Annotated in this window: 8 protein-coding genes; 5 read left to right on the top strand and 3 right to left on the bottom strand. The window is 43.1% G+C overall.

What is annotated here, in order from left to right; genetic code table 11:
* Positions 1–6 precede the first annotated feature (6 nt).
* The 3 genes from AC27HD_RS17490 to AC27HD_RS17480 are packed head-to-tail and all read right to left on the bottom strand — an operon-like array spanning position 7 to position 4,358.
* On the bottom strand, positions 7–1,446 hold the full coding sequence (locus AC27HD_RS17490; RefSeq protein WP_487107427.1) for a BNR-4 repeat-containing protein: 1,440 nt from the start codon (positions 1,444–1,446) through the stop codon (positions 7–9).
* Between the two features lie 27 nt (positions 1,447–1,473).
* Complete coding sequence (locus AC27HD_RS17485; protein WP_032096151.1) at positions 1,474–2,880, bottom strand: sulfatase-like hydrolase/transferase; 1,407 nt, start codon at positions 2,878–2,880, stop codon at positions 1,474–1,476.
* Positions 2,881–2,933: 53 nt separating this feature from the next.
* Complete coding sequence (locus AC27HD_RS17480) at positions 2,934–4,358, bottom strand: BNR repeat-containing protein (protein WP_235207759.1); 1,425 nt, start codon at positions 4,356–4,358, stop codon at positions 2,934–2,936.
* A 355-nt stretch (positions 4,359–4,713) separates the two neighbouring features.
* On the opposite strand from AC27HD_RS17480, the gene AC27HD_RS17475 reads away from it, so the two are divergent.
* The 5 genes from AC27HD_RS17475 (at position 4,714) to AC27HD_RS17455 (ending at position 12,251) form a co-directional block, all read left to right on the top strand.
* A complete protein-coding gene (locus AC27HD_RS17475; protein ID WP_032096152.1) occupies positions 4,714–6,423 on the top strand; it encodes a sulfatase family protein in 1,710 nt (569 codons plus the stop codon).
* 21 nt (positions 6,424–6,444) lie between these two features.
* The gene (locus AC27HD_RS17470) at positions 6,445–9,207 is read left to right on the top strand and encodes an alpha-L-rhamnosidase (protein WP_032096153.1); all 2,763 of its coding nucleotides are present in this window, start codon (positions 6,445–6,447) and stop codon (positions 9,205–9,207) included.
* A gap of 116 nt (positions 9,208–9,323) precedes the next feature.
* The gene (locus AC27HD_RS17465) at positions 9,324–10,418 is read left to right on the top strand and encodes a hypothetical protein (RefSeq protein WP_052010179.1); all 1,095 of its coding nucleotides are present in this window, start codon (positions 9,324–9,326) and stop codon (positions 10,416–10,418) included.
* 30 nt (positions 10,419–10,448) lie between these two features.
* Positions 10,449–11,135 carry a 3-keto-disaccharide hydrolase gene (locus AC27HD_RS17460; protein WP_032096154.1) on the top strand — a complete coding sequence of 229 codons (687 nt, stop codon included), beginning with the start codon at positions 10,449–10,451 and terminating at the stop codon, positions 11,133–11,135.
* Positions 11,136–11,243: 108 nt separating this feature from the next.
* Entirely contained in the window at positions 11,244–12,251 is a 1,008-nt protein-coding gene (locus tag AC27HD_RS17455) for a YhdH/YhfP family quinone oxidoreductase (RefSeq protein ID WP_032096155.1), read from the top strand.
* The last annotated feature ends 363 nt before the right edge of the window (positions 12,252–12,614 follow it).

Raw genomic sequence — 12,614 nt, 5'->3', positions numbered from 1 at the left:
TAATGATTAAAGATTGTTCAGCGCTCTTGGTACCGGGCCATCTTCACCCACCAAATAAATTTTTATATTTTCATCACTCTCTTTTTCAGCCACCAGCATCTGTGCTTCAGGATGAGCATTCTCGATAAGCGCCGAAATAGCGAAAGTTGCATTGTTTTTTCTAAGTACGGTGGAACCCTCTGAAAATGCATTCCCATCTTCGTCGCTATCCCACCAAGACAAAACGGCATCACCCTCTTTTTCATAGGTGACTAAATAGCGAATATCGCTGGGATCTGTCACCCTAAAGTCGCCACGAGACACGCCTTGATACCCTTCGATAATGTTATTCCCCCCCAACCACTGCTTACCATCCCACCACACATGCCTTGTTTGCTTGGGACCACCTGTTTTCGCCCCCCTATCGACACCAGCGTTAATTGCTATATGTGGATGACCTTCATTATCAAGGTGTGAGGTGCCGTTAAACGTCCAAAGTGCGCCGGTCTTCATTGCTAACGTTTTATCATCAGCAACTTCTTTAGTAACCGGTAAGGCTAGGGGCTCACCTTCTACATTGCTCCACTGATTAGTTTTGGTATTGAAGTTCATGAAGTAGACGTCGTGGCGCTCTGTTGTATGTCCGCGTCCATTGATCCCGGCACCACCGTCCCAGCATACGTGGTAGTCATATGACACAATAAGATTATCGCCCTCACCTTTTCCGACCCACGCGTACCAACTATCAACCGCTTCTATGTCAGTCCTTCTTTTATGCTTAAGAAATGAGACTGGAGAGGAAAAAGTACGACCGTTATCCACGGACTTTTGATAAACCCAATCGCTGCGGTGAGCGCCATGGCGGAAAAATAGATAAATGTCACCATTATCCATTTTAACGACTTGGTTATAGGTCCCAAACGGTGTGATGTTATCTAAGTCTTCCCATTGAGTAATGTCGTAAGGTTTTTTAGAAACCGCGTGTTTGTTCGCGCCAAAGTGTGTATTCCCAAGAGGATTTTTGCCATTGGATGAGTGGCCACCATGGCCCCCGTAAAATATATGCACATAGCCTTCGTCATCAATAAGCATGGTTGGTTTACCGTGGTTATCGAACTTTTTGCCCCCATCACGACGGCCTAACTCGCTAGTCCCGGCTTTAAAAGGGCCTGACCATTCTTTGGTACTGTGATTGTAGGTAGCAACAAATGGATCTTCTTTTGGGCCTTGATATGATACGTAAGTTATTCCATTTTTATGTATAGCCGCCGGGTGCTGCACGATCGCTAGGGGGTTACCCACTGCGTTATCAGCAAAATACTCAACATATGAGACCTGCGTGTCTTTAGGGCCATTAGATTCCGTATTACTCTTTTGAGTAACACAACCCGTTAACAATACACTGCCCATCAATGCTGCACTGAGTGCTATCTGCGTTTTTTTAAGTACAAATTGACCTTTTAACATCGTGTCATTCCTAATCATCGCTTTACACTAATCTTTGTTTTCTTCAAACAGCGCTAAAAATTCACTAGCGACACCTGGATTTTTCTTCGAAAGATTACGTAACTCAGCAGGATCGTCTTCAATGTTAAATAGTTCCAATGGTGCATCGAAACCATAGCGAACCGCTTTCCATTCCCCTTTGCGTGCTGCTTGATAAGTATCACCGATAATGCCAGAGTTAGGATCGCCTACCTGCTTCGAAAACTCCCAATACAGAATGCGTTCTTCCATCTCATTAGGTTCGGTTTTCAACAATCCCACAATAGACTTACCGTTAGTTTTGACTCTAGGCACCATGTTCAAATTTACTTCTGCTAGCTCCGCAACCGTAGGCATTACATCGGCAAACAGCCAAGGCGTGTCATCAGTGCGGCCAGCTTTAATGCGCTCTGGCCAATGGACAATCATGGGGACGTGTATTCCACCATCATACAAATCTCGCTTCATTCCACGATAGGGTTCTGATGCTTTTAAGTATTGAGGATCAGCGCCACCTTCATCATGCGGGCCATTGTCAGACGTAAAGAAGATTAGCGTATTATCTAGCTCACCCATTTCGTCTAACTGTTCAACGATTTGACCAATGTAGTGGTCAAGTGCTGATACCATGCCCGCTAATGTCGCATTAGGCTTGTCAACAGGCTCTGGGTAGTAAGCCGCGTATTTGTCAGCTGGATTACCACCTTTCATGCCTGTATATGGCGTTTCTGTAAATGTGTACTGCTCGCTAAACTTTTCTGGGACACCTAACTCTGCATGCGGTGAAGAATAGGCAAGCATCATAAAGAAAGGGTTTTCTCGCGGCTGCTTAATGTAGTCAATAGCTTGATTAGTAAATAACTCCTGAGCATAAGCACCCTTTTTACCGCCTTCATTTTCACGAATGCGGATCTTTTGCCCGTCTTTCCACAATATTTGAGGATATTGACGATGCCCTTCCAAAATTGAGTACATGCCGTACCAAGTATCAAAACCCATCGCTAAGGGGTCGGTCACCCCCATCTGTGAACCAATAGAATACTTGCCAAAAAGCGCTGTATCGTAACCGCCATGTTTTAAAACATGCGCAAGGGTTATATCCATTTCTGTTAATTGCACAGTATTGGAGTTGTTTGTCATTATGCGACCATCTCTTCCAGTGAAAAGAGACACCCGAGAAGGTGAACACACGGTATTCCCTGCGTAAGCTTGATCGAAGCGAATGCCATTTGACGCTAGCTCATCGAGATTAGGCGTTTTAATTGGGGTATTGCCATAGGCTCCGACCTGATTAAAGCCTAAATCATCAGTAAGAATGAAGATTATGTTTGGCTTGTCTTGTGCTACTACACTAGAAGAAAGCGATGTGAATAAAGCACCAATTACGCTTATGAGACTAAACCGAAATTTGTTCATGGTATTTCCTAATAAAATTTTAAAATTAAACCGATTACGTTGATGTCTGCGAATTACTTTAGGCAATGTGCGGTTAATGTTGTTGGCTGGGGGATGAAAGCTCTACCTTTATCACGATTAGGCGGCAGCGCCTCCCATGCAAGGTAGAATCGTTTTCCAGCGCTTGGGAAATCTTCATTATCGTTCATTTGTTTCATTGCCCGCGTGTATAAGGGCATATTATTAGCGGTATCGAATGCGAGTAGTTCTTTTGGAATCTGTTGTCCGGTAGATTCTAACTTTACCTTTAGTGACTCTGCTTCAAGGGTATAAGCATAGGAGGTGCCATTTAAATCGGCGTACACTTCAACGTCTCCATTTTCAAGAAGTACAGCTGGTTTTTTAACTGTTAAAGTGGTTGGAAGCGCACCCGTTAAATTAAGTTCTTGGCGAGAGTCTTCCCAGTCAGACACCTGATAACTCTTCCATTTTCCTTTGTTATTTCGCGCAACGAAGAGTTGGCTGTTACCATTTTCATCATAAGCTTGATATGAAATTAAAGGGCGAGATTTACTATCGAAGCCGATGGGCGTGTGACCATTGAGAATGCCAGAAAACTGCGGTAATGGCACCGCGACTTCGCTATTGTTAAGTTTCATGGGGAGTGACACTGGAGTCCCATCAGAATTCAGCCAACTCACGAGATCTTTGCTTTTCGCGTAGGAGATATCGTGATTAGAGGCTGCTACGGGTGTCTCTCTCCAAACCCATGAAAGATGAAAATATCCATCTGGTCCAAGCACTGGCCCCCAAAAATAGCCATTTCGCTCTCCTTCCCCATCTACTAAAGGAGTGTCATGTAGCCTTTGCCATGTTTCAGACTGGGCATTAAAGGCGTTATAGATTTCATTGCCACTTCCGCTTCTTCCATTTCTATACTTAAAGTATAACTTTCCTTCAGCGTCATTAAAGAATTCCGGATAAGTCATACGACTTTCCGTTTTTTCATCCGCCATGAAGTCGACGCGCTTTAAGCTTCTGACATCGTATGGCTTTTCGCTTTTGAAATAGACAATCGGATTAACGTGCAAATTACCAACGATGTGGATATATCCCTCTTCGTCGAGACCTATCACTACACTATTATGGCTATCCCACCCCAGGTAGCTGTCTAACTTTTGATAAATCCAATTTCCGGTTGGATAGGGTTTGTAAGCGACACTCATCTGCCTACTAGCATCATAATAGGCCACTATTTGCTGATCGCCTTTACCAACATAATCAAACGCAACTCGATGCCCTGACCAAACTCGATCAATCGCCTCAACCTCGAAACAGCCCGTTTTATCGAAAGTTTGCGCAGCCACTCCCCCTGAGGACATAGCGAGCCCGCCGAGAATGGCTCGTAGTAGCAATGACTTCAATCGCATCACTGAACAACTCCAAAACGTTAATATGTCGTTAATATTTTCAATAACTCTAAACAAATTAACGGTCATTTACAATCTTTTTCACTCACAAAATAAAAGATGTGACCGGCAAAACTAAAATATTCCCCTACCATCTTTAAAGTCATTGAAAAGCAATAAGATAGAATAAAAAACATATCATAAACAGGGCTTCAAACGCGTTTAACAGCATCAATTTCATTTAATAAATAATGTGTGTAATCGCTATTTGTAAACCAAGAATATTCCTAACGGGCACAATAAAGATTGGATTTGACTTATTGTTTACATTTATGATTAAAACAATGTTAACATCGGAACGCTGAAAATAAGATGTCGCAAGTGTTTTTCAGTAATACTTACGCAGGCTTTGCTCGAGCAAAATTAGTAAAAAGGTGGAACGACAATGCACAACATGAAGTTGAAACTGACCAAGGTCGTTGCGATTGTGTTGCTTATAGTAAGCCATTCAGTTACGGCAAATACTGAGCAGCCTAATATCTTGTGGCTTGTTATTGAAGATATGAGTCCCCTACTGCCTATGTACGGTGACAATACCATTAGTACACCGAACATCTCACAACTAGCCAGTGAGGGTGTTGTCTATAATAATGCCTTTTCTACATCTGGCGTATGTGCACCGAGCAGAGCAGCACTAGCAACTGGGCTTTACCCCAACAGCTTTGGTGCAAATAACATGAGAACGTCTTCTAATACCGCTGAAACCGGACTTCCTAAGTACGAGGCTGTGCCCCCTGTAAATACGAAGATGTTAAGTCAGTTGATGCGGGAAGCGGGATATTACACAACTAATAATTATAAAACAGACTACCAATTTAAAGCACCAAGAACGGCTTGGGACGAAAATGGGATTTTCGCTCATTGGCGCAACAAACCGAGTAATAAACCTTTTTTTTCCATTTTCAATTTCACTACCACACATGAGTCTGGCCTATTTGAACCATACGGCATTAGAAAGTTAGAACAGCGCCACTACTTTTCCAGCGACGAAAAAAAAATTGCACTTCTGCCTAATGATCACAGAATCAAAACGAATAAAGAAAATACCCCTATCCACATAGATAAGGCAACGAGATTCCCCGTACCGCCGTATCTACCCGATACACCAACAGTACAAAATGACCTTTGGAAGGTTTACAACAACCTAGCTGAAACTGACAAGCAGATAGGCGCGATAGTAAGCGCATTAAAAAACGATGGCTTATTGGAAAACACCATTATTGTTTTCTACTCCGACCATGGCGGCCCTATGCCTCGGCAAAAACGACTCATCTATGATAGCGGCTTGAAAGTCCCACTCATAATTCGCTTTCCCAAGGGGTATAAAGCAGGGACCATCGATGAACGACTCGTGTCATTTGTCGACTTCGCACCAACAACGTTAGCTATGGCGGGTATTTCCATACCCGAATATATGCACGGCCAGTCCTTCCTAGATACATCAAATGAGCGACAGTACATTTATGCCGCCGCAGACCGATTTGACGGTTTCACCGACACTATCAGAGCTATAAGAGATAATTGTTATAAGTACATTCGAAACTATCGACCTAATGAGCCTTACTATCTCCCTGTCGCCTACAGAGAGAAGATACCAAGCATGCGTGAACTTCTTCGTTTACAGAAAGATGATGCACTCAATAAAGCACAGAGCCAATGGTTTCGAAAAGAAAAGGATGCTCATGAACTTTTTAATGTGTGTAACGATCCTCACGAACTATCTAACCTTGCGTATATTGAAAACTACAAAACTAAGCGAGAAGAAATGGGGGATGCTTTAGAACTATGGTTAGCTGACATCGGAGATAAACCATCGATGAAAGAACGTCAGCTTATCGACAAATTATGGAACGGTAAAACGTCTCAGCCAACTACCGAAGCGCCGAAAATAGCAGTACAAAATGGAAAAGTTACAATAACAAGCGAAACCAACGGCGCTTTTATCTCTTATCGTATGAAAAACGATGAGACATCACCACACTGGCAAATCTATCAAAAAGAACTTCCGATCAAACAAGGTATCCTAGAAGCCATCGCGCATAGGCCTGGGTATATCGAAAGCGCCCCAACATCCTTAGCTATCGATGCAGACTAATAAAATAAAGGAATTAGAAAAATGTGTGTTGTTAGAACATTCTGGTTTGCCGTACTCACGGTTATCTTTGCAGTCTCCTGCTCTTCTCACTCTGTTATTGAAAACGATAAACCCACCTCACTGAAAGTAGGTGAAGGGTTCGTTAACCCTCTTGGGTATTACGAAGCCTCCCCCCGTTTTTCGTGGAAGCCCTCTATCAGTAACAGCAAATCGACCCAACAATCTGCCTATCAGATACAGGTATCCTCAACACCTGAAGGATTATTAACAAATCCAGATAAATGGGACAGTGAAAAAATAAAATCATCGGCAATGTCTTGGGTGCAGTATAAAGGCAAAAAAATCACCTCTAGAGAGAAAGTATTCTGGCGCGTGAGGTTTTGGGATGAGAACAATATAGCATCACAATGGAGCGACGTGGCTCACATTGAAATGGGTTTACTCGAGAACCTTGACTGGAAAGCCTCGTGGATAGGCGCAAAAGATACAGAATCTTCACTTTCCCCTTCTCAAAGTACATTGGCGACACCGCAATATTTGAGAACGCAATTCTCTGTAGAGAAAGAAGTGCTTGAAGCAAGGTTATACGTAACCGCTAAAGGCGTTTTTAAGGTTTACCTAAACGGTAAAGATATAACCGCAAACGATGCATTGCCCCCAGGATGGACGCCTTACGAAAAACGCATCGAGACACTCACCTACGACGTAACCACGCTGATTACAAAGAGAGACAATGCGCTTGGAGCAATTATCGCAGGTGGTTGGTACTCAGGCAGAATTGCAGATCTGAAGGAAACCGACCATTCGAAGCCGCCGCGATTTTTAGCCCAACTTGAAATCACCTATTCAGACAATACTACGCGGCTCGTTACGACGAATGACTCATGGAAAGCAACACAATCTGGCCCAATTCGATTTGCCAGTAATTACGATGGCGAGCGTTACGACGAAACTTATGAAATGCAAGGCTGGTCGATGCCAGATTATGATGACAGTGAATGGGGGACAGTCATTACCGATGCATCAACACCAGGCACACTTTTGCGCCCTAAGCGTCATTTGCCGGTTCGCAATGTGGACAAATTAACACCGCTATCATTTAAACAAGTCAGTAAGGACACGGTCATCTTTGACTTTGGCCAGAACATGGTCGGCGTGCCATCTATCAAGTTACCGGTAAAACAGGGTAAACAAGTGACGCTACGATTTGCCGAAGCGTTACACAAAGGTGACTTCTATACAGATAACTATCGCTCTGCACATTCCACAGACTATTTCCTTCCTGCTAAAGATGGCATTGCTGAATACACTCCTACTTTTACTTTTCACGGGTTTCGCTTTGTTGAAATTTCGGGTTTTGACGAAACTAAAGCGCCTGTAAAAAATTGGATTGTCGCTAACGTTCAACATTCTGATATTGATTTATACAATAACTTTTTAAGCGCCAACCCTAAGCTAAATAAACTGTTTGAAAATATTAACTGGGGGCTAAAAGGGAACTTCTTTGATATTCCTTTAGACTGCCCACAGCGCGACGAAAGACTGGGTTGGACAGGTGACGCCAACGCGTTTATTGCGCCGTCTATGTATATGGCTGATGTCTACGGATTCTGGTCTGCTTACTTAAATAGTTTGCGTGAAGAGCAAACCGAAGATGGGTTTGTTCCACTTTATGTGCCCTTTGTAAAGTGGATAAACTGGACGTCGTCGGGATGGGGGGATGCTGCCACAATCCTGCCTTGGGAGCTCTACATGATGACTGGCGATCAAAAGATTTTAGAAGATAGCTACCCATCCATGAAGTCTTGGATTAACTATCATGACAGCCAAGCTAAAAACAATATCTCAAGCATGATGACCTTTGGCGATTGGTTACAACCCTACCCCGAAGCAGAAGGGAAAGGCGCCAACCGGGGAGATACTGACTTCTCACTTATTTCCACAGCATTCTTTGCTCGCTCTGTAGCGCTCACGAGAAAAACAGCACTAGAGCTCGGATTCAATGAAGATGCAAAGCGCTATGAAGTTAAGCAAAAGACACTAGCAAAAGCATTTAGAGCGGAATTTTTTGATGAAGATCTAAACGTAATAAAAGGCAAAGAAACACAAACGGCCTACCTGCTTGCGCTGGCATTTGACCTACTTCCTCAAAGCGAAGTGAACATTGCACAAACTAAACTAATTTCTTTACTTCAGAGCGCCGACACACACTTAAGAACAGGGTTTCTCGGTACGCCATTACTTGCAGATGTTCTGCAAGAGGCTGGACGTACCGACTTAGTCTATGAGTTGTTGTTTAAAGAAACCTACCCGTCATGGTTTTACTCAATTAATAATGGCGCTACCACCACTTGGGAACGATGGAATTCATACTCGTTAGAAGAGGGATTTAACCCACAGGGTATGAATTCGTTAAATCATTACGCTTACGGCACTATTTCAAGATGGTTTTATGAGGGTATTCTTGGGGTAAAGCCACAGTTGCCAGGCTTTAAAAAAGCAATAATTTCACCTCAGCTCACATCGAAACTCGGCTTTGCTGAAGGCTCTATACCTACGCCTAGCGGAGATATCGATGTAAGTTGGACAATGACGAGTGACGGTTTTGATGTATCGGTGACCGTTCCGTTTAATATTAGCGCTGAGTTCGTTCCACCCGCGCATTATTCAGTTGTCGCGGCTACAAACGCAAAAAATGAGCCTATTAAAAAGTGGAAGGGCCTAAAGGCTGGCCAGTATCAATTCCAACTGATTATTGATGAAAAACACGGTGGCGCACAGTGATAACATCCCAATTGATAAGAAAGTGGCACATTTCAGCTTGCTCATGTTTCTTGCTCTTTATTACACCGAATAGCCTAGCAAGCGTGAACGACTCCATTATTGTCACAGAAAACAAAATGGCCGTAATAGAAGCAGAGCATTACTCTTCTCAACACAACGCAAGTACAAGACGCTGGATTGTGTTTAATCGAAAAAGCGATAGCACCCATGGCTTTGCAGATAGTGACAAAATCCATGTGGAGGGTGCTAGTAACAATGCATATATTGAACTATTGCCTGATACGAGAACAAACCATAACGAGCCTTTAGTGCATGGCACCAACTTTTCCGGCGAACCCGGTAAGATGGCTGTTTTAACTTATCCTGTCTATTTTGACACTCCGGGTAAGTACTTCGTTTGGGCGAGGGCCTTCAGCTCGGGAAGCGAAGATAATGGATTACATGTAGGGCTGAATAACACATGGCCCTCGAGCAGCCAAAGACTTCAGCTATGCGAAGGCAAACATCAATGGACATGGTCTTCTAATCAAAGAGCAAAAGACAATCACTGCGGACAACCAAACACGATTTGGCTAGATATACCTGAAAGTGGAATACACAACGTCACAATATCTATGCGCGAAGATGGGTTCGAGTTAGACAAAATTATTCTGACTCAACACGCGGATTATAAGCCAAAAGGCGTTGGGCCAAATGAGACTAGGCGATATGCCTCAGCCCAGTCCTTGAAAGAAACCTTTGTTGGCATAGAAGAATATAGTCTCATCTTAAACGCTCACCAAACCTTTAAGTCAGTTGGCGACGTCCCTTTCTATCACGACAAAAAAAATAGTGCACTAGGTATTGATGCTAGAGAAACACAGTACAGGAATGTGTGGGCTACTGCCAAACTTGAAGTGCCAAAAAAAATGTGGGAAAAGAAGGACAAAACCAGTCGTACCTTTAAAAAAGTGACATTGGTAACCGTCGGTGAAATTGACGGGGAATCGTCTTACAGAGTGCTATTGAATGACAACGAAATCGGTAATTTCACTAACCAAGAAACTACGATTGATTATCAGGAAAACTACTTTGACCTAGGTCCACTCACGTTGAAACCGGGCGACATCATCACGGTTCAAGCGAAAGCAGTGACCAATGGAAAGATACCAGAGAATGACGGCACAGCTTACGCAAGAGGCAGGTGGCGCGGGCTGGTGTTTCATGAATAGTTTATTTACGCACTTACTAGAGAGTTCATAATGAAATACCCCAAATTACTCAGTGTATTTACCGCGCTTTTAATGTTGAGCGCATGCTCGTCAACTCAGCCTTTGTTAGATGAGTCACTATCTAACTTCAACAACGTATACGATGACGGTGAAGCAAGGTTTGTTGATGGTGAGTTACATCTGATATCCGAAAAAAACTGGTTCTTTTCAACCCAAAAGGTTTACGAAGACTTTATCCTTGAAGCAGAAGTTAAAATGCCTGACACCTCTGAATACAGTAATTCGGGCATTATTTTTCGAGGACAAATTATTGAAACCGACAAAGGTAAACAAATTGTCGGCTATCAAGTAGATATCGACCCCAGTGAAAGAAAGTGGACAGGAGGATTCTTCGATCAGGGTCGCAGAAAATGGTTGTACCCAGTCCACCCTACCCGTTCTTATCCTGACGAAGACTTTGTTACTAACTTCTTAGGTGAGTGGAGCAAAGAACAAGGTGAAGCTTATAGTCACTTGGCATGGAATAAGGTCAAAATCGTGTGCAAGGGCTCCGACATAAAAATTTTTATTAATGGCATACTAACCACCCATGTTAAAGATGTAAAAGACAGCAAGGGTGTCATTGCATTTCAGCACCACGGTAGTAAAGCTTATAAAGAAAGCAGAGATGAAAGTAATATTGTGCGCTTTAGGAACATTACGATTACTACTTTGTAAATAATTGAAATACGTAAGTAGTTGCGCTGCTACTTTTATTTAGTATCTCTGCGACTATAAGTTGAAGGCACCGGCAGGCGGTTTTTACAGTATTTATGGAGAAAAGTAATGAGTAATGCGAACACGTTTAAGGCTTTGCTTGTTGAAGAGCACAGCGATAATACTTTTAGCAAAAAAATCGTAGAACGAGAAATTAGCCAACTTCCACAAAATGAATTGCTGATAGATGTACATTATTCGTCTTTAAACTACAAAGACGCTATGTCAGCCAGTGGCAACAGGCGTATTAGCCAAAACTTTCCACACACGCCCGGTATCGATGCGGCAGGTGTGGTAGTAAATGATACGTCGGGTACGTTCAGTGTGGGTGATAAGGTTCTTGTATTTGGTTACGACTTGGGAATGAATACACCTGGAGGCCTTGGCCAAAAAATAGCTATCCCAGCTAAATGGGCCGTCGCCTGCCCAGATTCGTTAACGCTAAAAGAAGCCATGATTTATGGCACAGGTGGATTAACAGCGGCACTGTGTATTCAAAAGTTAGAAAAGATGGGGGCTAAGCCAAGTGATGGCCACGTGGGTGTAACAGGCGCGACGGGAGGTGTTGGCAGCATTAGTATTGCCCTTCTCTCTCACCTTGGCTATGACGTTGTTGCCTTTTCAGGTAAACCTGAACAATCTGAGAAACTGAAGTCATTAGGTGCCAGTGAAGTTCTTCATAGAGATGTTGTACTGGAAGTGAAAGACGAGGTTGCTGGAAAGCCCAAATGGGCTCACGCAATTGATACTCTTGGAGGGGATTACTTAACCGGTCTACTCAAGCAGGTTAAACCTAGTGGTGGAGTAGCGTCTGTCGGCCTTGCTGCATCGCCTGAAATAGCGATGAGTGTGATCCCATTTATCACGAGAGGAGTTTCTTTATTAGGCGTAGATTCGGTTTATATTCCACTTGAAGACAAGCAACATATCTGGAAGCGCGTAGCGACCGACATGAAACTGCCTAACTTAGAAAGCTATTATCAAGAAATATCGTTACACGATACGCCAGAGTACCTCGACCGTTTTTTTAACGGACAAGTAGTTGGGCGCTATGTTGTGAATTTAAAAGACGCGTGAACTCAACAAAGAAAGCTGATTGCTGCACAATCGCTTTAACGGGTAGCGCCGAAACTATGGTTGACGATTTATCAATGAAAAGAATTGCCTGAAGTGCGTTTACCATCGAGGTATTTCGGTGAATCCGATCGGTGGTTTCCTCGCTACATCAGAATTATTATTGCTTCATTTTTAATGAAATGATCACAACTACAGCGACTTTACGATCATTACTGCCACTTCTGAGTCTTAGCAGCGTATCTTAATTTGCGAAGTTCAGCTTCAGACAATACCGAAGACGTTAAGAGCTTATTGCAAATTTATTGGCAGCTGTGAGCAAATTGGAATCTTTTAGTAAGCAGATAACAAACGTCAGCTTATCCG

The sequence above is a fragment of the Alteromonas sp. 4NS20-0143 genome, from assembly GCF_057542855.1.
Note: the sequence above shows the minus strand (reverse complement) of the source record. Positions and strands in the feature narration are given on the sequence as shown.

What these genes read in the sequence shown, in the direction of transcription:
- AC27HD_RS17475 (WP_032096152.1), top strand. Translation starts at nt 4,714, where the DNA reads ATGCACAACATGAAGTTGAAACTGACCAAGGTCGTTGCGATTGTGTTG.
- AC27HD_RS17490 (WP_487107427.1), bottom strand. Translation starts at nt 1,446, where the DNA reads ATGTTAAAAGGTCAATTTGTACTTAAAAAAACGCAGATAGCACTCAGT.
- AC27HD_RS17455 (WP_032096155.1), top strand. Translation starts at nt 11,244, where the DNA reads ATGAGTAATGCGAACACGTTTAAGGCTTTGCTTGTTGAAGAGCACAGC.
- AC27HD_RS17470 (WP_032096153.1), top strand. Translation starts at nt 6,445, where the DNA reads ATGTGTGTTGTTAGAACATTCTGGTTTGCCGTACTCACGGTTATCTTT.
- AC27HD_RS17465 (WP_052010179.1), top strand. Translation starts at nt 9,324, where the DNA reads ATGGCCGTAATAGAAGCAGAGCATTACTCTTCTCAACACAACGCAAGT.
- AC27HD_RS17460 (WP_032096154.1), top strand. Translation starts at nt 10,449, where the DNA reads ATGAAATACCCCAAATTACTCAGTGTATTTACCGCGCTTTTAATGTTG.
- AC27HD_RS17480 (WP_235207759.1), bottom strand. Translation starts at nt 4,358, where the DNA reads ATGACCGTTAATTTGTTTAGAGTTATTGAAAATATTAACGACATATTA.
- AC27HD_RS17485 (WP_032096151.1), bottom strand. Translation starts at nt 2,880, where the DNA reads ATGAACAAATTTCGGTTTAGTCTCATAAGCGTAATTGGTGCTTTATTC.